Below are 20,774 nucleotides of genomic sequence, written 5' to 3' on the forward strand. Positions count from 1 at the left end.
GACATGAATTTTCACGAGGTGAGATTTCCGGCCAATCTGAGCTTTGGCTCGGTCGGCGGTCCGGAGCGGCGCACGGATGTGGTGACGCTGGCCAATGGCTTTGAGGAGCGCAACACGCCCTGGGCGCATTCGCGGCGGCGCTATGATGCGGGGCTCGGCATGCGGTCGCTGGACGATATCGAGACGCTGATTGCGTTCTTCGAGGCGCGGCAGGGGCAGATGTACGGGTTTCGTTGGAAGGATTGGTCGGATTTCAAATCCGGGTTGGCCTCGGGCGATGTTGCCTTCGGCGATCAGGTGATTGCGCAGGGGGACGGGATGAAGACCGTCTTTCCGCTGGTCAAGACCTATCGGTCGGGCGAGTTCAGCTATGCGCGGCCCATCGTCAAGCCGGTGCAGGGCACCGTGCGGATCGGCATCGAGCAGGATGAGATGAGGGAGGCGATGGATTTCGAGGTCGATCTGACCTCGGGCCTTGTCACATTTGCCACACCGCCTGCCGAGAGTGTGCAGATCACCGCCGGATTCGAGTTCGACGTGCCGGTGCGGTTCGACACCGACCGAATTCAGACCAGCGTCGCCAGCTTTCAGGCCGGTGATGTGCCCAACGTGCCGGTGGTGGAGGTGCGGATCTGATGGCGGGGATGAGCGATGCGTTTCGCGCCCATGTTGAGAGCGGTCTGACGACGCTGTGCCGCTGCTGGGCGATCACCCGCGCGGATGGGGTGGAGTACGGCTTTACCGATCACGATTGCGCGTTGTCCTTTGAGGGCATGACCTTCAAGGCCGATACCGGCCTAACCGCGATGGCAGTCGAGCAGGCGACGGGTTTGTCGATCGACAACAGCGAGGCGATGGGGGTTCTGTCGGATGCCGCCGTGCGCGACGAGGATATCGAGGCGGGCCGGTTCGACGGGGCCGAGGTGCGGGCCTGGCTGGTCAACTGGGCGAGACCGGATCAGCGGTGGCTGCAGTTTCGGGGCTCGATTGGTGAGCTGCGCAGGGCGGGTGGCGCGTTTCACGCCGAGATCCGGGGGCTGACCGATGCGCTGAACCGTCCGCTGGGACGAATCTATCAGAAGCCGTGTACTGCGGTGCTGGGGGACGCGCAGTGCGGGTTCAAGACCTCCACGCCTGGCTATTCGACCGAGTTGGCCCTCGCGCATGTGGATGATGCGAGGATCTTTCGCTGGCCGGATATGACCGGGTTCGAGCCCGGGTGGTTCCAGCGCGGGCGGCTGACGGTTGTGAGCGGGTCGGCGAAGGACCTGTGGGGGTCGATCAAGCGGGATGCCTTTGACGGTGGATTTCGGGTCATCGAGCTGTGGGAACCGGTGCGCGGCGGGGTGCAGGCCGGGGACCGGGTGCAGTTGGTGGCGGGCTGCGACAAGCGGATGGGGACCTGTCGGCTGAAGTTCAACAATCTGGTGAATTTTCAGGGGTTTCCGGACCTGCCCAATGAGGATTGGGTGATGGCGGTGCCCAAGAAGACCGGCGCCAATACCGGCGGGAGCCGCAGGTGATGGGCGCGCGGATGGATGTAGTGCAGGCGGCGCGGGGTTGGCTGGGCACGCCTTATAGACATCAGGCCTCGGTTCGGGGGGCCGGGACGGATTGTCTGGGGCTTCTGCGCGGGGTGTGGCGGGAGCTCTATGGGGCCGAACCCGAGGCGGTGCCGGCCTACAGCATGGACTGGTCCGAGCCGCAGGGTGAAGAGCGGATGTGGGCCGCGGCCCGGCGGCATCTGAGCGAGGCGCCCCGGGACGGGTTGGAGCCCGGCAACGTGCTGCTTTTCCGGATGCGGGCGGGCGCGGTGGCCAAACATGTGGGGATCGTGGCCGGAACCGGCACGCGCCCCAGTTTCGTGCATGCCTATTCGGGGCGTGGCGTTCTCGAAAGCCCCCTGAGCGAGCCCTGGCTGAAACGGGTGGTCGCTCGGTTCGAATTTCCCTTGGAGGTGCTCTGATGGCGACGATACTTCTGTCTGCGGCGGGGGCCGCGATTGGCGGCTCAATCGGCGGCACGGTGGCGGGGCTCTCGACCGCCGTGATCGGCCGGGCGGTTGGGGCCACGCTGGGGCGGCTGATCGACCAGCGCCTGCTGGGCGGCGGCAGCGAGGCGGTCGAGACCGGCAAGGTCGACCGATTCCGGCTGACGCAATCGGGCGAAGGCTCTCCGATTGCGGATGTCTACGGGCGGATGCGCGTGGGCGGGCAGGTGATCTGGGCCTCGGAGTTTCTGGAGAGCACGCAGACCACCACCAGCGGCGGTGGCGGCAAGGGTGCGCCCCGGCAGCCCGAGGTGACGACGACCAGCCACAGCTACTCGGTGTCGCTGGCGATTGCGGTCGGTGCGGGCGAGATTGCCGGGATCAGCCGGATCTGGGCGGATGGCGAGGAAGTCCCCCATGCCGACCTGAACCTGCGCGTCTATCGCGGGACGAAGACCCAGCTGCCCGATCCGCTGATGGAGGCGGTCGAAAGTGCCGGGCAGGTGCCCGCCTATCGGGGCACCGCATATGTGGTGATCGAGGATCTTCCGCTTGAACCTTATGGCAACCGGGTGCCGCAGTTCTCGTTCGAGGTGGTCCGGCAGGAGCAGCCGGGGCAGCCCGATTACGGGGACCGGCTGAGCAAGATCGTCAAGGGCGTGGCGTTGATGCCGGGCACCGGGGAGTATTCCTTGGCGACCACGCAGGTGAATTATACCAACGGGCCGGGCAGCTACTGGGCGGCGAACACGAACTCGCCCTCGGGCAAGACCGATTTCCTGACCTCTATGGACGCGCTGGAGGCGGAGATGCCGGGATGCGAGGCGGCCTCGCTGATCGTGTCGTGGTTCGGGGGCGACTTGCGCTGCGGGTCCTGTGAGATCCGGCCCAAGATCGAGCGCGCCAATATCGATGGGCACAACATGCCGTGGCGGGTCTCGGGGCTGACCCGGGCCACGGCGCAGGAGATCGTACGGATCGACGACCGGCCGATCTATGGCGGCACGCCCGCGGATGCGGCGGTGGTCGAGGCGATCCGGCATCTGAACGGCAGCGGCAAGCGGGTGATGTTCTATCCGTTCATCCTGATGGATCAGCTTGAGGGCAATGGCCTGCCGGACCCGTGGAGCGATGCGGATGATCAGGCGCATCTGCCGTGGCGGGGTCGGATCACGCTGAGCGCGGCGCCGGGGCGGGAGGGTTCTCCGGACGGGACGGCGCAGGCGGATGCGCAGGTGGCTGCGTTTTTCGGCACGGCCTCGGCGTCGGATTTTGCCGTGGGCGACGGGGTGGTGACCTATTCGGGGCCGGATGAGTGGAGCCTGCGCCGGTTCATCCTGCACAATGCGGCCCTCTGTGCGGCAGCCGGCGGCGTGTCTTCGTTCTGCATCAGCTCGGAAATGCGCGGGCTGACCCAGATCCGGGGCGCGGCAGGCTTTCCGGCGGTAGAGGCGTTGCGGCAACTGGCGGCGGAGGTGCGTGCGCTCTTGGGGCCGGGCACCAAGATTGGTTATGCCGCCGACTGGTCAGAGTATTTCGGCTATCTGCCTGAGGATGGCAGTGGTGATCGGTATTTCCATCTCGATCCGCTCTGGGCCGATGACAATGTCGATTTCGTTGGCATCGACAATTACATGCCGCTCTCGGACTGGCGCGACGGGGATGAGCATGTGGATGCCAGGGCCGGTACGCGCTCGATCTATGAGCTCGATTACCTGCAAGGCAATATCGAGGGTGGCGAGGGGTACGACTGGTATTATCACTCGCCTGAGGCGGAGCAAGCGCAGATCCGCACACCCATCACCGATGGCGAGCATGACGAGCCGTGGGTGTGGCGCTACAAGGACCTGCGCAACTGGTGGTCCAGGCCCCATCACGAGCGGATCGGGGGTGTGCGGCAGGCGAACCAGACAGCCTGGGAGCCGAAGTCGAAGTCGATCTGGTTCACCGAGCTGGGCTGTGCGGCCATCGACAAGGGGACCAACCAGCCGAACAAGTTTCTGGACCCGAAATCCTCGGAATCGAAGCTGCCGAAACATTCCAGCGGCGTGCGGGACGATCTGATCCAGATCCAGTACCTGCGGGCGATGCTCGGATATTGGGGGCAGTCCAAGAACAACCCGATGTCGCCGGAATATGGCGGGCGGATGATCGATCTGTCGAACGCCTATGTCTGGGCCTGGGATGCGCGTCCGTTTCCGGTGTTTCCGAACCACCAAGAGCTGTGGAGCGATGGCAGCAACTATGCGCGCGGTCACTGGCTGAACGGGCGGGCGGGCAATCGTACCCTGGCTTCGGTGGTGACCGAGATATGCCTCCGCTCGGGTGTGACCGACATTGACGTTTCCGAGCTGTGGGGCGTGGTGCGCGGTTATCTGATCGAGGATGTCTCAGATGCACGCTCGGCCCTGCAGCCGCTGATGCTGCGCCATGGGTTCGATGCGATCGAGCGGGATGGCGTGCTAAAGTTCCGGATGCGTGACGGGGTGCGGCCGCTGGAGCTGGAGGCGGATCAGTTTGCCCGGAGTTCCGAGGTGGACGGGACGGTGGAGCATCGGCGCGAAGCCGAGGCCGAGATGACCGGGCGGGTGCGTTTGAAATTCGTGCAATCGGATGCCGATCACGATGTGGTGGCGGAAGAGGCGGTGTTGCCCGATACCGCGACCCATGCGGTGGCCACGAATGAAATGCCGCTGTCGATGACCCGTTCGGAGGGTCGCCAGACCGTTGAGCGGTGGCTGACCGAGGCGCGCGTCTCGCGCGAAACGGCTCGGTTTGCGCTGCCGCCATCGATGATGGCGCTGGGCGCGGGCGATATCGTGGATCTGCCTGCAGCAGATGGTGACGACAAGGTGCGCTATCGCATCGACCGGGTCGAGCAGGCCGAGCTGAAGTTGGTGGACGCGGTGCGGATCGAGCCGAACTCCTATGTGCCATCGGAGATCGAGGAGGATCTGCCTGGTGTCCGGAGTTTCGTGCCGCCTTTGCCGGTGCTGCCGCTGTTCATGGATCTGCCGTTGATGACCGGGGACGAGGTGCCGCATGCGCCACATCTGGCGGTCACGGCCGAGCCCTGGCCGGGCAGCGTGGCGGTCTATTCCTCGCCCAGCGACGACAATTACGCGCTGCAGGAGATTATCGCGGCCCGGGCGGTCGTCGGCATGACCGAAACCGCCTTGCCCCGGGCCTCGGTGGGGCTGTGGGATGACGGTGCCGGGCTGCGGGTGAAGCTGATCAGCGGGGCACTGGAATCGCGCGCCCGGGACGCGGTGCTGAACGGGGCCAACCTGGCCGCGATCGGGGATGGCAGCAGCGGGCGGTGGGAGCTGTTTCAGTTCAGCGATGCCGATCTGGTGGCCGAAGGGACTCACTCTCTGTCCGGACGGTTGCGGGGGCAGTTGGGAAGCGACGCGCTGATGCCGGATGTCTGGCCTGCGGGGTCGACCTTCGTCCTGCTGGATCGCCGAGTGGTGCAGACCCGCCTGACCCGGTCCGAGCGCAGGGTGGTCAAGAATTACCGCATCGGGCCCGCGCGCCGTGGGTATGACGACCCGTCCTATGGGCATCTGGTCGAGGCCTTCGATGGCAACGGGCTGCGGCCCTATTCGCCCGCGCATCTGAGCGCGGTGCCGAAGGGGGGCGGAACCCAGATCAACTGGATCAGACGGACCCGGATCGACGGGGACGATTGGAGCGGCGTCGAGGTGCCGCTGGGCGAAGAGAGCGAATCCTACCTGCTGCGGGTGTGTAAGAATGGCAGCGTTCTGCGCGAGGTGACGGTGGGCGCGCCCGGTTGGCTTTATGGCGCGGCGATGCAGGGCGATGATGGGGTCACGGCCCCGTTCGAGATCGAAGTCGCGCAGGTTTCCGCCTCATATGGCGCGGGCCCGGCCTCACGCATCACGGTGGATTGAGGCGGCCATGCGTCCGGTTTTGCACGGTGATGTCAGCTCGGCTGCGCGGGCGCTGCTGTATGCGCCGCCCGCGCAGCGGGACCGGTTGTGCAGGCGTCTGGTGGCCGAGGCCTAGATGGCGGATCGGCATGTGGCGGCCACCGGCAGGCTGCATCCGCTTTACGGCAACGGCTCACTGATGGCAGCGGCGCGCAAGCGGATGCTGGCGGATGAGCCGGGGTTTGACGACCCGAACTATTGCGCCTGTTTCGAGATGGTGTTGCGGCAGCTTGTGCGGTTCCGGCTCAGCCGGAGGCGCAACTGACGCAGCGGCTGGCGGCGAGGTCAAGCTCCAGACGGCCGCGCGGGATATCCTCGCCGCATTCCTCGCAATAGCCGTATTCGCCCTCGTCTATCCGCTGTAGCGCGGCGCGGAGCCGTTGCGCCTCGACATCCCGGCGCGCCTGTTGCGCCTTGGCCATGGCCTGATTCTGCAGTGCGTCCATCCGGCTCAGGCGGCCAACCGCCTGCTGGTCGAGTTGGACAACGGCCTGCGCATCGAGACCGGCGGCGGAACTTTCGTCCAGTTCCGCCAGCTTATCGCGGATCATCTGCCTGAAATGGTCGAGATCGGTCTCATTCATTCCTGTTATCCCGCACATCATGGGTTTGCGTTTGGCCTTTTCCGCCTTAGATGGGTATTCTAGGCGCAGCAAAGGACGTTTGGCCATGATCGAAACGCGCAGAAAACTGACACCCGTAGACCCTGTCTGGGACCGCATCTCATCCGAGGCGCAGGACGCCGTGGCGAAAGAGCCGCTGATGGGCGGGCTCGTGCACGCCTGTATTCTGCACCACAAGAGCCTTGAGCGGGCGCTGTCCTATCGTATCTCGGCCAAGCTGTGCTCGAATGAGATGTCGATGATGGTGCTGCGTGAGATCGTCGATGAGGCCTATGCGGATGACGCCGACGTAGTCGAGGCCGCGCGCGCCGACCTGATGGCCGTGTTCGAGCGTGACCCGGCCTGCCACCGCCTGTTGCAGCCGATCCTGTATTTCAAGGGCTATCAGGCGATGCAGGCCTATCGCGTGGCGCATTGGCTGTGGCGTAAGGGCCGGTACGATCTGGCCTATTTCTTCCAGATGCGCTCATCCGAAATCTTCGGCATCGACATCCATCCCGCGGCACGGATCGGCAAGGGGATCATGATCGACCATGCCCATTCCATCGTGATCGGTGAGACAGCAGTGGTCGGTGACAATGTCTCGATGCTGCATTCGGTGACGTTGGGCGGCACCGGCAAGGAGGAAGAGGACCGGCATCCCAAGATCGGCAACGGCGTGCTGATCGGGGCGGGCGCGAAGGTTCTGGGCAATATCAAGGTCGGTAATTGCAGCCGCATCGCCGCAGGTTCGGTGGTGTTGCAGGAAGTGCCGGCCTGCAAGACCGTGGCTGGAATCCCCGCCAAGATCGTCGGCGAGGCCGGGTGTGATCAGCCCGCGATCTCGATGGATCACATGCTAGGCAAAGACCAATAACCATTGCCGAAAAATAGAAAAGCCGCCCAATCCGGGCGGCTTTTTTCGTTAATGATGTTCCCAAACGGCGATATGGGCGGGGGCGGGAAACTCGACCGCTCCTTCCGGGTTGGTGAACTGACCGAAGGTTTCTTCGGCCGCAGCAACGAGTGCCTCAAAACCGTCATCGTCGATGAAATCGGATAGCGTCCAGCCGCGAACGTCCATGCGAACCCACTCGCGAATTGAGGCGAACCGGGCGACGCCGGGTTCGGTTGTTATGTGCGCGGCGTCCAACCCGCCAGCGTTAAGCACCTTCTGAAACTCATGCCGGTCACCCAGATTGAAGGGTGCGCGCAGGGCGTCAGCGGCCTGGGCTCCGAACATCGAATCGATCAGTCCGATCATCTCGGCATATCCCGGCGAGTTTTCGGCCCGATCCCAGACGGACAGGGCGATCCGGCCATTCGGGCGGACCACGCGCCGCATCTCGTTCAAGGCCTGTGCCCGATTGTCAAAGAACATCAAGCCAAACTGACACAGTACGGTGTCGAATTCTCCATCGGCAAACGGCAGCGCTTCGGCAAGCCCCTCCACCCACTCGATTTCATCTGCATGGGTTGCTGCAACTGCGAGCATCCCTTCATTTCGGTCAAGCCCGGTCACCCGGTCACCGGGCGATGCGCGTCGCACCGCTTCGCGGGTTGTCGCGCCGGTTCCGCAGGCGACGTCCAACACGGCTTGGCCGGGTGAAACTTGGGCCCGGTTGCATAGAGGTCCCGCCCACGCGCCAAACAGCGCGGGAACGAAGAATTCATCGTAGATTTCAGCGGCGGTGGTCGAGACCTGGCCCGCGATGGCAGCTTGCGTCGTCATGTCATCACCTGTCGATGTTGTTCACCTGGGTCAGCGTGACCTTTTGCGTGCCACGAAGTATAGTTCGAATTTTGTAGTGGCACGAAAGGCGAGGCCATGAAGTCCTACGGTCAGTTCTGCCCTGTCGCGAAAGCGGCTGAGTTGTTTTGTGAACGATGGAACGCGCTCATCATACGGGATCTTGCCGCAGGTCCGCGCCGGTTCGGTGCGTTGCAGCGCGGCGTTCCGCTTATGTCTCCGTCGCTTTTATCCGCGCGGCTGAAATGGCTTGTCAGCGAGGGTGTGATTGAGCGCTGCGAGTTGGATGGTCAGCACAAGGGGTATGTGCTGACCGAGGCCGGGCGCGAATTCGTTCCCCTTGTCGAGGCGCTTGGCATCTGGGGACAGCGGTGGACGCGTCGTGAACTCGAAGAGCAGGAAATGGATGTGGGGCTGCTGGTGTGGAGCCTTGAGAGTTCCTGCGATCCGGGCGCCTTCGACGGAAAAAGGTGTCTGATCCGCTTGGAACTGACCGATCAGATTCCGTCCAAACAGTTCTGGTGGTTTCTGAACCACGAAGAAAAGTGTGAGCTGTGCGTGGACGACCCCGGGGGGGAGGTGAATCTGTATCTGGCCTGTACGCTTGCGGATGCGATCTACATCGTCAGGGGCGATCTGACGCCTGACATGGCGATCGAAACCCGGCGTCTGGAACTTCTGGGTGATGTATGGGCGCACCGGGCATTCACGCGCTGGCTCAACCTAAGTCCTTTGACCAAAGTGGGGTCCCGTCGCGTCGCCGGATAGTGCAAAGCCGGCCCTAAGGACCGGCTTTGGATATTTCAGACTGGATCAAGCCAGCATGACCATCGGGTTTTCCAGATTGTCGACGATGGCCTGCAGCAGTTGCGCCCCCAGCGCGCCGTCGATGACGCGGTGATCGACCGACATGGTGACGGACATCACGGTGGCGACGGTCAGTTCGCCATCCTCGCCCACGACAGGTTTCTTGGCGCCGGTACCGACGGCCAGGATACCGGCATGGGGCGGGTTCACGATGGCATCGAAATTGTCGATGCCGAACATGCCGAGGTTCGAGACCGCGAAGGTACCGCCCTGATATTCATGTGGGGCCAGCTTGCGCTCGCGGGCGCGGGCCGCAAGGTCCTTCATTTCGGTCGAAAGCGCCGAGAGCGACTTGGTGTCGGCATCCTGCAGGACCGGGGTGAAGAGGCCGCCCTCGATAGCGACGGCCACTGCCACATCCGAGGGTTTCAGTTGCAGCACCCGGTCTCCGGCCCAGACGGCGTTGCATTCCGGGACCTGTTGCAGGGCGTTGGCAACCGCCTTGATGATGAAGTCATTGACGCTGAGTTTGACCCCGCGCGCCTCAAGCTGCTTGTTGAGCTGGCTGCGGAATTTCAGCAGCGCGTCGAGCTTGATGTCGCGGCGGAGGTAGAAATGTGGGATGGTCTGTTTGGCTTCGCCCAGCCGCGCGGCGATGGTCTTGCGCATGCCGTCGAGCTTGATTTCCTCGTAGTCGCGGCCCTCGTACATGCGGGCGACCATGTCCGCCGAGGGGCCGGTTGCCGGGGCTGCGGCAGGTGTCGGCGCTGCTGCCGCGGGGGCGGCAGCCGGGGCCGGGGCGGTTGCGGTCACGCCTTCCACATCCGCCTTGACGATGCGGCCATGCGGGCCGGAGCCGGCGATCTGGCTCAGGTCCAGGCCTTTCTGGGCGGCGATGCGGCGGGCCAGCGGCGAGGCGAAGATGCGGTTGCCATCTGCTGTTTGGGGCGCCGCCGGGGCAGGGGCGGCGGGCGCCTCGGAGCCCCCTGTGGGGGCCGCCTCGGTTTCCGCGTCGGCTGCGGGCGCAGCCTCCGGCGCCTTGGCCGGGGTGGCGGCGATATCATCGGCGCTTTCACCGTCTTCCAGCAGCACTGCGATGGGGGTGTTGACCTTGACCGCCTCGGTTCCTTCGGGGATCAGGATCTTGCCGACCACGCCTTCGTCGACGGCCTCGAACTCCATCGTGGCCTTGTCGGTTTCAATTTCGGCCAGCAGGTCGCCGGAGGAGACGGTGTCGCCCTCTTTGACAAGCCATTTGGCGAGCGTGCCTTCCTCCATCGTGGGAGAGAGGGCAGGCATCAGGATTTCGGTGGGCATCTCAGCGCTCCTCAATCAGAGTAATTTGGTCAAAAGGCGCCCTGGGGCGCCCGGTACCGCGTGCGAGCATGGCGATCGCGGCCTCGATTTTCTCTTTGTTTTCAGCCATCCAGACATAAGCCGTCTGATGGGAGGGGCGCGCGCCGATCAGCCGCATATCCTCCGCCAGACGCTCGGGCACGAGCGCGGTGACGGTGCGACCGTCGACGTCCAAATCGACGCGGTAGCATTCCGTTGCTGGATCGCGGCCCCTGATCTCCATCGTCTTACCGGTAGGTCACCTGTTTCACCGCCGCGATCACCTCATCGGTGGTGACCAGTGCGAGTTTTTCCAGGTTCGCCGCGTAGGGCATCGGCACGTCCTTGCCCGTACAGTTGATGACGGGGGCGTCGAGATAGTCGAACGCCTCCTGCATCACCACCGACGAGATGTAGCTGCCGACCGAGCCTTGTGGCCAGCCTTCCTCGACCGTGACCAGACGGTTGGTTTTCATCACCGAGTTGATGATGGTGCCGGTGTCCATGGGTCTGAGCGTGCGTAGGTCGATCACCTCGGCATTGATGCCTTCTTCGGCCAGCTTGTCGGCGGCTTCGAGCGCGTATTGCATGCCGATGCCGAAGCTGACGATGGTGACGTCCGAGCCTTCGCGCCAGATCCGGGCCTTGCCGAAGGGGATGGTGAGGTCATCCACGACCGGCACGTCGAAGCTGCGGCCGTAGAGGATTTCGTTTTCCAGGAAGATCACCGGGTTGGGATCGCGGATCGCGGATTTCAGCAGGCCCTTGGCGTCGGCGGCGGAGTAGGGCATCGCCACTTTCAGCCCCGGAATCTGCATGTACCAGGCGGCATAGTCCTGGCTGTGCTGGGCCGCCACCCGGGCCGCGGCGCCATTGGGGCCGCGGAAGACCATCGGTGCGCCCATCTGACCGCCGGACATGTAGAGCGTCTTGGCCGCCGAGTTGATGATCTGGTCGATCGCCTGCATGGCGAAGTTGAAGGTCATGAACTCGACAATGGGTTTCAGCCCGCCAAAGGCCGAGCCCACGGCGATCCCGGCAAAGCCGTGCTCGGTGATCGGGGTGTCGATGACGCGCTTAGAGCCGAACTCATCCAGCAGGCCCTGGCTGACCTTATAGGCGCCCTGATATTCGGCGACCTCCTCGCCCATCAGGTAGACATCCTCGTCGGCGCGCATTTCTTCGGCCATCGCGTCGCGCAGGGCTTCACGCACGGTCTGTGCCTTCATCTCGACATCCGCGGGCCAGTCGGGGGAGAGATCTACCTTGGGTGCCGCGGGGGCGGTTGACGGGGCAGGGGTTGCGGGCGCCTCGGCGCCCCCTGCGGGGGCCGCCTCGTTGCCCGCGTCGGCTGGTGCCGACAGGATGGCGTCGACGCTTTCGCCCTCTTCGACCAGGATCGCGATGGGGGTGTTGACGCGGACGGCTTCGGTGCCCTCGGCAATCAGGATCTTGCCGACGATGCCTTCATCCACCGCCTCGAACTCCATCGTCGCCTTGTCGGTTTCGATCTCGGCCATGATGTCGCCGGAGTTTACGGTGTCGCCTTCCTTGACCAGCCATTTGGCCAATGTGCCCTCTTCCATCGTGGGCGAGAGTGCAGGCATGAGAATTTCGGTTGCCATGTCTTGATCGTCCTCTCAGGCGTAAATGTCGGTCCAGAGCTCGTCCATGGACGGCTCGGGGCTTTCTTTCGAGAAATCGGCGGCCTTGTTGACGATCTCCTTGATCTCCTTGTCGATCGCCTTGAGGTCGTCTTCGGAGGCGTGTTTGCCGGTCAGCAGCATCTCGCGGACCTGCTCGATCGGGTCGCGTTCCTCGCGCATCTTCTGCACCTCTTCGCGGGTGCGGTATTTGGCGGGGTCGGACATCGAGTGGCCGCGATAGCGGTAGGTCTTGACCTCAAGGATGTAGGGGCCCTTGCCCGCGCGGCAGTGGGCGACGGCCTTTTCGCTGGCTTCCTTGACCGAAAGCACGTTCATGCCGTCCACGGTTTCGCCCGGAATGCCAAAAGCCTCGCCACGGGTGTAGATATCCGGGGTCGAGGTTGAGCGTTTCTGGGCGGTGCCCATGGCGTATTGGTTGTTCTCGATCACGAAGATCACCGGCAGGTTCCAGAGTGCCGCCATATTGAAGGTCTCATAGACCTGACCCTGGTTCGAGGCGCCGTCGCCGAAATAGGCGAAGGTCACCCGGCCATTCTCCTTGTAGCGGTCGGCAAAGGCCAGACCGGCACCCAGTGGCACCTGCGCAGCGACGATGCCGTGGCCGCCATAGAAATGCTTCTCTTTCGAGAACATGTGCATCGAGCCGCCCTTACCCTTGGACAGACCACCCTCGCGTCCGGTGAGTTCGGCCATCACGCCGCCCGGGTCCATGCCGCAGGCCAGCATGTGGCCGTGATCGCGATAGGAGGTGATGCGCTTGTCGCCCTCTTCGGCGGCGGCTTCGAGCCCGACCACAACCGCCTCTTGTCCGATGTAGAGATGGCAGAAACCGCCGATGAGACCCATGCCGTACAGCTGGCCTGCTTTTTCCTCGAATCGGCGGATCAGCAGCATTTCGCGGTAAAAGTGTTTCAGCTCATCTGCGGAAACGTTTGGTTTCTTTGTGGTTTTTCGCGCAGCCATAGTGGCGACCTCTCCCTTTCGGCAAGATAGTTTAGCGTTAAACTATCTCATAATGCATTTCGTGCTGTCTGGCGAGGGGAAATGTGACGCAGCGTCGGAGCGGGCCGGAGACCGCTCAGGTAGAAGCCGGTTTGAACGAGGAAAGAGGGTGCAATACCGCGTTTTTTTGAGCTCGGGCTAACGGATCACGATCTCATCGGCGCGCAGCAGGCCCAGAACCGAACGGGCCTGCTGGTCGAGCAGGTCGAGATCGAGATAGGTGTCCGAGAGGCGGCGGGTGAGGTTTTCCATCTCTGCGATCTCATCCTCAAGCCGGGCGAGGTCGCGCGACAGGGCGTCCCGCTCCGCCGCAATTTCGACTCGCCGGAACAGGCCGAAATCGCCCTGCACGGCCGCGAAGGTGAAATAAACACCCAGCGCGAACGCCACTGCGAAGAACAACACTGCGCCCAGACTGGGCCGATGGGAACGGGACACTCTGTTTACCGCCGTATGAACTGCCTCAAAATCCGTGCCCTTTGCGGGCATCTCAGCGCACTATGTCATAGGTGATTCGCGATGTGAATCCCCCTTGACACAAAAAATCCGCGCGTGATTCCAAAGGGCTGGCGAAAAAGCGCCCCATAGCGGGGCTGCCTTCGGCTTGCGTCTTTGGGGCAGGGATAAAACCCCGGGGGGCTCAGGCCTGCGGGGTCAGTGCTGCGACGCCGGGCAGGGTCTTGCCCTCCATCCATTCCAGAAAGGCGCCGCCTGCCGTGGAGATATAGGTGAAGTCCGCTGCGGCTCCGGCTTGGTTCAGTGCGGCGACGGTATCGCCACCCCCGGCGACGGTGATCAGCTGTCCGGCTTTGGTCAGGGCGGCGGCTTGCTTCGCTGCCGCGTTGGTGGCGGCGTCGAATGGGGCGATCTCGAAGGCGCCCATGGGGCCGTTCCAGATCAGGGTTTTTGCGCCCTCCATCACCTCGGCCACACGGGCCACGGTGTCGGGGCCTGCGTCGAGGATCATCGCGTCGGCGGGGCAGGCGTCGGCCGCAACAGTCTCGTTCTCGGCCCCGGCCTTGAATTCCCGCGCCACGACCACGTCCGAGGGCAGCAGGATCTTGCATCCGGTGGTGTCTGCCTTGGCGAGGATGTCCTGCGCCGTCCCGGTCATCTCATGCTCGCAGAGCGATTTGCCGACGTCGATGCCTTGCGCCGCGAGGAAGGTGTTGGCCATGCCACCGCCGATCACCAGATGGTCGACCTTTTCCACCAGATTGCCCAGCAATTCCAGCTTGGTGGAGACCTTGGCGCCGCCCACCACGGCCACGACCGGGCGTTGGGGCTGGCCAAGGGCACTTTCCAGCGCCTCCAGTTCCGCCTGCATCAACCGGCCCGCGCAGGTGGGCAGCAGGCGCGCGAGGCCTTCGGTCGAGGCATGGGCGCGGTGGGCCGCGGAAAACGCGTCGTTGCAATAGATATCGCCCAGCTCGGCCATCTCGGCGGCGAGACCGCCGTCGTTTTTTTCTTCACCTGCGTGAAAGCGCGTGTTCTCCAGCAGCAGGATCGCACCCTCGGCGAGGCTGTCCACGGCGGCCTGCGCGGCCGGCCCACGGCAGTCGGCACAGAAGGTGACGGGCGTGCCGAACGCAGCCTCAAGCGCGGGCACCAGCGGGCGCAGCGACATCTCGGGCACCACCTTGCCCTTGGGGCGGCCGAAATGAGCCAGCAGGATCGGGCGGCCACCGGCGGCAAGGATATCCTGAATGGTAGGCTGCACGCGGCGGATGCGGGTGTCGTCGGTCACCTTGCCATCCTCGACCGGGACGTTGATGTCCACCCGCACCAGAACGCGCTTGCCGCCGAGATCCATGTCGTCGAGGTTTTTCCAGCCCATCAGAGACACTCCGCCTGAAATTTCGCAAAACTGCGCGCTCTTTCCCCGGAATCCGCGCTCAGGTCAATGCGTCACTTGGCATTCGCGCGGGCCCGGCTTAGGTATTCGGCCAATATCCAAAGACAGGAGGGCCCAATGGCCGAGATCAAGGATCCCGAAAACACCATCATCATCGAGCTGAAGGACGGCAATGTCGTCATCGAGCTGCTGCCGGATGTGGCACCCCAGCACAGCGAGCGGATGAAGGAACTGGCGCGCGGGGGCGAATATGACAACGTGGCCTTTCACCGGGTGATCGACGGCTTCATGGCGCAGACCGGCGACGTGCAGCACGGGGATATGGAAGACGGGTTCAACCTGCGCATGGCGGGCACCGGTGGTTCTTCGCTGCCGGATCTGCCGGCGGAGTTTTCGAAGCTGCCGCATGACCGGGGCACGCTGGGCGCGGCGCGGTCGCAGAACCCGAACTCGGCCAACTCGCAGTTCTTCATCAACTTCAAGGACAACCATTTCCTGAACGGCCAGTACACCGTATACGGCCGCGTGATCGAAGGGATGGAGCATGTGGATGCGATCACCCGGGGTGAGCCGCCCGCGACCCCTGACCGCATGATCAGCGTCAAGGTGGCCGCCGATGCGTAAGCTGGCCGCCATCTTTGCCGTGATGGCCAGCCCGGCGCTGGTCGCGTTCAGTGGCGCGCCTGCGGGCGCGACGGGCCTGGAGATCGAGATCGAGGGCGAAGGCGCCAACGGCACCGTCACCATCGACCTGCTGGAAGATGTGGCCCCCAAACATGTCGAGCAGATCGCTGCGTTGGCCGCCGAAGGCAAATATGACGGGGTGGTGTTCCACCGGGTGATCGAAGGCTTCATGGCCCAGACCGGGGATGTGCAGTTCGGCAAGCTGGGTGGCGACATGCGTCGGGCGGGCACAGGTGCGTCGGACCGTCCCGACCTGCCTGCCGAGTTTTCGGACATCACCTATGACCGCGGCGTGGTTGGCATGGCGCGGGCGCAAGACCCCGACAGCGCCAATTCGCAGTTCTTCATCATGTTCGAGCCGGGTCCGTTTCTGGACGGTCAATATACCGTCGTCGGCAAGGTGACCGGCGGGATGGACGTGGTGGATGTGATCAAGCGCGGTGACGGCCCGAACGGGGCGGTGATCGGCCAGCCTGATGTGATGAAGAAGGTTACGGTAACAGAGTGACCTTTGGACCCGGCGCGTTTGCGTGCCGGGTCCAGTCGCTTGCCGACTGGCTCACGGATCGGTCATTTGAGGCAGATTCTGACATAATATTCTGTTTTTGACGCCATTGGCCCCAATTTGGCCTTAAATCCGACCCGTACCCAAGATATCCGATGCGTCAAATGAGGGCTGAATGGGCCCAGTTTCGCGAGCGGATGGGCCATGGCGGTCTTTGGAACACCAACTTCGGGCGACGACACGCTTGTCGGCGATAACGCCGACGACGTGATTGCCGGTGAAGAGGGCAACGATGTCATTGATGGCGGCGGTGGCGCCGACATCATCTATGGCGACGTCACCTATCTGACCAATGGCGGGCTCGATTCGGATCAGCCCGACAATAGCTGGTCGCCCGGTGCCGTCGATGGCTGGTTTAACCCGGGATCAAACGGGACCATCGAGCGCTGGGGGGACGGGTTCCTCGGGCTGCCGACAGATGACGGCGGCACCTTTATCGAACTGGATGGCAACCGGGCCGGTATCGACCACGTTCAAACCAATGTCGAGTTGGATACCGGCGTGACGTACACGCTCAGTTTTGATCACGCGGCGCGAGCCGGATCGTCCGTGAACGACGATTTCCAGATCACCCATAACGGGGTGGTGATCGCCACGATCTCACCGTCCTCGACCACGACTTTCACCACCACCACACTGACGATTACCGGTGTTTCGGGAACCGACACCATCGGTTTCCGCGAACTACCCAGTCAGGACAACAGCCTCGGGCCGTTGCTGGACAATGTTCAGATCACTCTGACCGAGGCGTCCGCTGCCGCGAGCGCGTTCAGTTTCGACGACACGCTGAACGGCGGTGCAGGCGATGACCGCATCTATGGTCAGGAGGGCGACGATGTCATCACCGGTGGAACCGGGAATGATTACATCGAAGGCGGCATCGGCGACGACACCATTGCCCTGACCGACGGTGGTGGCACCGATATCGTCGGCGATTTCACCATTGGTGAGGACCTGCTGGACGTCTCGGGCCTGACCGACGCAAACGGAAATCCGATCGGTCTGAAGGATGTGGTTATCACCTCGGACGGGCAGGGCGGTTCGATCCTGACCTTCCCCAACGGCGAACAGGTTATATTGCGGGACGTGCCGCCGTCAGAACTGGACACGAAACCCGAACTGCGCGCGGTTGGTATTCCCTGTCTGGCTGGAGGGACAGAGGTTGCGACGGCAGCAGGGCTTAAACCGATTGAAGAGCTGCAGCAGGGCGATCTGGTCGAAGTGTGCCCTTGCTCCGACAGCAAAGGGCCTTCTCATGCCGTCCTGCGGCGCGTGTTCAGCCGGACGGTGGGGGTGGACGAATTGCGCCAACGGCCCGAATTCCTGCCTGTGCGCTTTTCGAAAGGGTCTCTGGGCCGAGGTCTGCCGGAAAACGATCTGCTGGTTTCGCGCCAGCACAGGATGGTTGTGGACTCGGCCATCGCCACCCGCATGTTCGGCAGTGCCGAGGTTCTGGTTCCCGCGATCAAACTGACCCGACTGCCGGGAATATCCGTCGAGCAGGATGTCGAGAGCGTGACCTATTACCACCTGCTGTTTGACGAGCATCAGGTCATTTTTGCCGAAGGGGCGCCGACCGAAAGCCTCTACACCGGCCCGCAAGCCCTGAAAGCCCTTACTCCGGAGGCGCGGGCGGAGATCATTGCGCTGTTTCCCGAGATCCGGCGCCCGGACCATGTACCGGTGCCGGCCCGTCCGATCCCGCCCGCTAAACGGCAGAAGCGGCTGATCGAGCGGCATCTAAAGAATGGTAAACCTTTGATCCGCACTGGTGATACGGCCGATCAAGCAAGGCTCGTGCGGACCGCTCAGATTGCATAGCAGAGCAGTCAGAGACGTCTCTAGGCCAAACTGTGGCATGCTCAAAACTCAGTATCCAAACGCCCCATAATCCTCAGCGTAGATTTTTTCGCATAAAGCCCGGGCTCGCTGGCATTCGAGCAGGGCATCTACTCTGCCTGACTGACGGTTCTCCCACGGTGCCGTGTCGGTCGGAGGAGTGCCAAGACGCGAAGAAAGCATCCGGAAAAAATGATCCAGATCCTCCATTTTCCCGATAATCGTGGGCTTAAAAACGGTTGGCTTGATGAAGCTTGCCTGAGGACACCAGTGAGCATTCACCTTATCGGCGCCCTCCGTGTTGACTTGCCATGCAACGTAATCGAGGAACCGCACGAAGCCTTCTTCGGTATCGGTATGATGCGCCCAGTCGAATCCGGTGACAGCATTCATCCGAAACCTGTCACGCGCGAACCACCGGCTGGCCATATGATGGCTTTTGCAAAGATAGCGATAAGCTGAGACCGCTCGCGACAAGGGGTTTCGCACTATGCAGATACGCTCCTTTGGGCCTTGCGGGCCAGACAGTTCTTGTGCTGCCATGCCGCGCAAAAGGGCGCGGGAGAACACGTCGTGATCGGCAATCATATGTACAGAGGCCGAAGGGTTGATGTCGTGCAACGGGGTGACATCAACGGTCAGATCGTAGCCGAACTCCGCCTGAAAGAGAAAACGAAGGGTCGATGTCGACGCATTCTTGCCCACGGAGGTAAAGCCCCAGCGCATCGAGGGCGGTATGATCACCTGCGACAGAAAACGCCGCGCCGCGTGTACTGTCGAAAGCTCCTCAGGAAAGGCCTTGCGCGACGCTTGTATGGCGGCATTGCGCCGGGAGACGGGGACCGGTTCGTCGAATAGCCGAAGCTGGTCGCGCTCGCTCTGCATATTCAGGCTCCTGAGCAGGGAAAGGGGATACCACCGGGGCAGTCCCGTCAATTTTCGTTTGCGTCGAGAGGGTTTTGTACTGAGTCCCGATGACAGGCCGCAATCGCGGTTCTTAGTGGCAGTACCTACCTCAGTGTTGCTGAAACTGACAAGCAACAAAGCCCGGCTTTAGGGACCTTTTCTTTGTGTATGCCTGAGCATTGCCGTCAGGTCCGACCGGTACGTAAAGCCGGAACGGCGCTGCTCGTGGGTTGTCTCTTTGCCAAAGGTCGACCCGTAGGGGTTCTCTCATGCGTCCCGGATTCCCTTGGGCTCGGCGGGATTGGGATTTTCTGCTCAAGGCGGATGGGACTTGATCACTCAAATCTGCGCGCAGCCCCTAAACTCCTTTCACGTCTGCGTGTGAAGGGCTGTTTCCTGCGCGCGCTGCGGGTCACGATTGTGCATCAGACCGGAGCAGAGCCATGCGTATCCTCGCCGTTCTCCTCGCCGTTCTCCTCGCCGCTCTTTTGGCCGGTGCCTTGCACGCCAGCCCGGACTTTTGGCGCAATGAGTGGCCTGAGACCAATTTCGACAAAACCAGTGTTGCGAACTGGGGGGAGATCCTGTCCGGTGGCCCTCCAAAGGATGGCATTCCCGCGTTGAGCGATCCAAGTTTCGTGCGCGCCTCGGGCAAGCGTGGCATCGACCAGCGCGAGCCGGTGATTACGGTTGAGATTGGGGGCGCCGAGCCGCGCGCCTATCCGATCCGCTACCTGATCTGGCATGAGATCGTGAATGACCGGGTCGGCGGCATCCCCATCGCCGTCACCTATTGCCCACTCTGCAATTCGGCCATCACCTTTGACCGGCGCACCCGCCACGGGGTGCTGAACTTTGGCGTCTCAGGCAAGCTGCGCCACTCCGACATGGTCATGTATGACCGTGAAACCCAGAGCTGGTGGCAACAGGCGGTTGGCGAGGCCATTGTCGGTGATCTGACCGGCACGCAACTGAAAACCCTGCCGGCCTGGATGGAAAGCTGGGATGAGTTCCGCACCCGCAACCCGGAGGGGCTGGTCATGGCCGAGCCGCGCCACAACCGCGACTACGGGCGCAATCCGTATCGCGGGTACGATACCTCCCGTCGTCCGTTCCTCTATTCCGGCGAGATGCCGCCCCATGGCATCAACCCTCTGGAACGCGTCGTGCGGGTGGGCAACAAGGCATGGCCAATGAGCCGCCTTGCGCGCGCCGGGGTGGTTAAAGAGGCGGGGGTGACGATCAGCTGGACCGAGGGTCAAGCCTCGGCGCTTGATAGCGGGCGGATCGGCAAAGGGCGCGACGTGGGGTCCATCCGCGTGAAGGACGGGCAGGGGCGGGACGTGTCCCATGATGTGATGTTCGCCTTTGCCTTCCACGCATTCTGGCCGGAGGGTAGGTGGATGCTGGCAAACTAAGCGTTTGCCAGCGGGCTTTTATCCGGACGCTGCCAGTTCAACCGCATATCTGGCGCGGTCAATCATCTCCCAAAGGCGCGTTGTTGATCGCGCTGACATCCTCCATGATGTCAAACACATGATCTGCAGTGACGGTGATGCCGATCGAGCTGAGTCGCTTCATGTGCATCGCCTTGTACTTTTCGAGATAGTCGCTGTTCCTGAACAGATAGGTCGAGCCGTAGTGGTTCGTTCCCTCTTCGGCGGTCCAGATCTTCCAGATGATCCCCGGCTCCTTGGCGATACTCTCGGCGAGCTGCTTTGTCCCGGCCAGAAACTCCTCGGTGATCGGACCATCATAGGTCATGTGAAGGTCCCAGATTTTCAGTGTGCTCATTGCAGTGTGCCTTCGATTGGTCGTG

21 protein-coding genes are annotated in these 20,774 nt (G+C 62.9%); 11 read left to right on the forward strand and 10 right to left on the reverse strand.

Going from position 1 to position 20,774, the window contains the following annotated elements; all coding sequences use genetic code 11:
- Positions 1–3 precede the first annotated feature (3 nt).
- From GOX53_RS19870 to GOX53_RS30320, 5 genes are all read left to right on the forward strand, one after another.
- On the forward strand, positions 4–636 hold the full coding sequence (locus GOX53_RS19870; protein ID WP_171179435.1) for a DUF2460 domain-containing protein: 633 nt from the start codon (positions 4–6) through the stop codon (positions 634–636).
- Complete coding sequence (locus GOX53_RS19875; protein ID WP_171179437.1) at positions 636–1,523, forward strand: DUF2163 domain-containing protein; 888 nt, start codon at positions 636–638, stop codon at positions 1,521–1,523. The genes GOX53_RS19870 and GOX53_RS19875 overlap by 1 nt, the downstream gene beginning before the upstream one ends.
- Positions 1,523–1,966, forward strand: coding sequence for an NlpC/P60 family protein (locus GOX53_RS19880; protein ID WP_171179439.1), 444 nt, complete (start codon positions 1,523–1,525; stop codon positions 1,964–1,966). The genes GOX53_RS19875 and GOX53_RS19880 overlap by 1 nt, the downstream gene beginning before the upstream one ends.
- Positions 1,966–5,904: a glycoside hydrolase/phage tail family protein gene (locus GOX53_RS19885; RefSeq protein ID WP_171179441.1), complete on the forward strand. Its 3,939-nt coding sequence runs from the start codon at positions 1,966–1,968 to the stop codon at positions 5,902–5,904. The genes GOX53_RS19880 and GOX53_RS19885 overlap by 1 nt, the downstream gene beginning before the upstream one ends.
- 115 nt (positions 5,905–6,019) lie before the next feature.
- Positions 6,020–6,208, forward strand: a complete 189-nt coding sequence (locus GOX53_RS30320) for a hypothetical protein (protein ID WP_371810368.1) — start codon at positions 6,020–6,022, stop codon at positions 6,206–6,208.
- Here GOX53_RS30320 and GOX53_RS19895 read toward each other — a convergent pair.
- Positions 6,189–6,527 (reverse strand): TraR/DksA C4-type zinc finger protein, encoded by a 339-nt coding sequence (locus GOX53_RS19895; RefSeq protein ID WP_171179443.1) that lies wholly within the window; start codon positions 6,525–6,527, stop codon positions 6,189–6,191. The genes GOX53_RS30320 and GOX53_RS19895 overlap by 20 nt on opposite strands.
- 85 nt (positions 6,528–6,612) lie before the next feature.
- Between GOX53_RS19895 and cysE the strand changes: the two genes are divergently transcribed.
- Complete coding sequence (gene cysE / locus GOX53_RS19900) at positions 6,613–7,422, forward strand: serine O-acetyltransferase (RefSeq protein ID WP_171179445.1); 810 nt, start codon at positions 6,613–6,615, stop codon at positions 7,420–7,422.
- A gap of 48 nt (positions 7,423–7,470) precedes the next feature.
- Here the strand turns inward: cysE and GOX53_RS19905 are convergent, their stop codons facing one another.
- Positions 7,471–8,277: a class I SAM-dependent methyltransferase gene (locus GOX53_RS19905; RefSeq protein WP_171179447.1), complete on the reverse strand. Its 807-nt coding sequence runs from the start codon at positions 8,275–8,277 to the stop codon at positions 7,471–7,473.
- Positions 8,278–8,373: 96 nt separating this feature from the next.
- Here GOX53_RS19905 and GOX53_RS19910 point away from each other — a divergent pair, with 96 nt between their 5' ends.
- Entirely contained in the window at positions 8,374–9,063 is a 690-nt protein-coding gene (locus GOX53_RS19910) for a winged helix-turn-helix transcriptional regulator (RefSeq protein ID WP_171179449.1), read from the forward strand.
- Positions 9,064–9,108: 45 nt separating this feature from the next.
- On the opposite strand, the gene GOX53_RS19915 is transcribed toward GOX53_RS19910, so the two are convergent.
- From GOX53_RS19915 to pgk, 6 genes are all read right to left on the reverse strand, one after another.
- Positions 9,109–10,419 carry a pyruvate dehydrogenase complex dihydrolipoamide acetyltransferase gene (locus GOX53_RS19915; RefSeq protein ID WP_171179451.1) on the reverse strand — a complete coding sequence of 437 codons (1,311 nt, stop codon included), beginning with the start codon at positions 10,417–10,419 and terminating at the stop codon, positions 9,109–9,111.
- 1 nt (position 10,420) lies between these two features.
- A complete protein-coding gene (locus GOX53_RS19920) occupies positions 10,421–10,681 on the reverse strand; it encodes a hypothetical protein (RefSeq protein WP_171179452.1) in 261 nt (86 codons plus the stop codon).
- Between the two features lie 4 nt (positions 10,682–10,685).
- Complete coding sequence (locus GOX53_RS19925) at positions 10,686–12,062, reverse strand: pyruvate dehydrogenase complex E1 component subunit beta (RefSeq protein WP_171179454.1); 1,377 nt, start codon at positions 12,060–12,062, stop codon at positions 10,686–10,688.
- A gap of 15 nt (positions 12,063–12,077) precedes the next feature.
- Positions 12,078–13,067: a pyruvate dehydrogenase (acetyl-transferring) E1 component subunit alpha gene (pdhA, locus tag GOX53_RS19930; RefSeq protein ID WP_171179456.1), complete on the reverse strand. Its 990-nt coding sequence runs from the start codon at positions 13,065–13,067 to the stop codon at positions 12,078–12,080.
- Positions 13,068–13,244: 177 nt separating this feature from the next.
- On the reverse strand, positions 13,245–13,544 hold the full coding sequence (locus tag GOX53_RS19935; RefSeq protein WP_171179458.1) for a septum formation initiator family protein: 300 nt from the start codon (positions 13,542–13,544) through the stop codon (positions 13,245–13,247).
- Between the two features lie 202 nt (positions 13,545–13,746).
- Positions 13,747–14,943 carry a phosphoglycerate kinase gene (gene pgk / locus GOX53_RS19940; RefSeq protein WP_171179460.1) on the reverse strand — a complete coding sequence of 399 codons (1,197 nt, stop codon included), beginning with the start codon at positions 14,941–14,943 and terminating at the stop codon, positions 13,747–13,749.
- Positions 14,944–15,078: 135 nt separating this feature from the next.
- On the opposite strand from pgk, the gene GOX53_RS19945 reads away from it, so the two are divergent.
- The 3 genes from GOX53_RS19945 to GOX53_RS19955 all read left to right on the forward strand — a co-directional run bounded on the left by GOX53_RS19945 (position 15,079) and on the right by GOX53_RS19955 (position 18,031).
- Complete coding sequence (locus tag GOX53_RS19945) at positions 15,079–15,585, forward strand: peptidylprolyl isomerase (protein ID WP_171179461.1); 507 nt, start codon at positions 15,079–15,081, stop codon at positions 15,583–15,585.
- On the forward strand, positions 15,578–16,153 hold the full coding sequence (locus tag GOX53_RS19950) for a peptidylprolyl isomerase (RefSeq protein ID WP_171179463.1): 576 nt from the start codon (positions 15,578–15,580) through the stop codon (positions 16,151–16,153). Before GOX53_RS19945 ends, GOX53_RS19950 begins: the two co-directional genes overlap by 8 nt.
- A gap of 201 nt (positions 16,154–16,354) precedes the next feature.
- Positions 16,355–18,031, forward strand: coding sequence for a Hint domain-containing protein (locus GOX53_RS19955; RefSeq protein ID WP_171179465.1), 1,677 nt, complete (start codon positions 16,355–16,357; stop codon positions 18,029–18,031).
- A 48-nt stretch (positions 18,032–18,079) separates the two neighbouring features.
- Here the strand turns inward: GOX53_RS19955 and GOX53_RS19960 are convergent, their stop codons facing one another.
- A complete protein-coding gene (locus tag GOX53_RS19960) occupies positions 18,080–18,934 on the reverse strand; it encodes a sulfotransferase family 2 domain-containing protein (protein ID WP_171179466.1) in 855 nt (284 codons plus the stop codon).
- A 464-nt stretch (positions 18,935–19,398) separates the two neighbouring features.
- Here GOX53_RS19960 and GOX53_RS19965 point away from each other — a divergent pair, with 464 nt between their 5' ends.
- Positions 19,399–20,373: a DUF3179 domain-containing protein gene (locus GOX53_RS19965; RefSeq protein ID WP_171179469.1), complete on the forward strand. Its 975-nt coding sequence runs from the start codon at positions 19,399–19,401 to the stop codon at positions 20,371–20,373.
- A 58-nt stretch (positions 20,374–20,431) separates the two neighbouring features.
- Here the strand turns inward: GOX53_RS19965 and GOX53_RS19970 are convergent, their stop codons facing one another.
- Complete coding sequence (locus tag GOX53_RS19970) at positions 20,432–20,749, reverse strand: monooxygenase (protein ID WP_171179471.1); 318 nt, start codon at positions 20,747–20,749, stop codon at positions 20,432–20,434.
- Positions 20,750–20,774: the final 25 nt, after the last annotated feature.

This window comes from Ruegeria sp. HKCCD8929, from assembly GCF_013031405.1.
Taxonomy (GTDB): Bacteria; Pseudomonadota; Alphaproteobacteria; order Rhodobacterales; family Rhodobacteraceae; genus Ruegeria.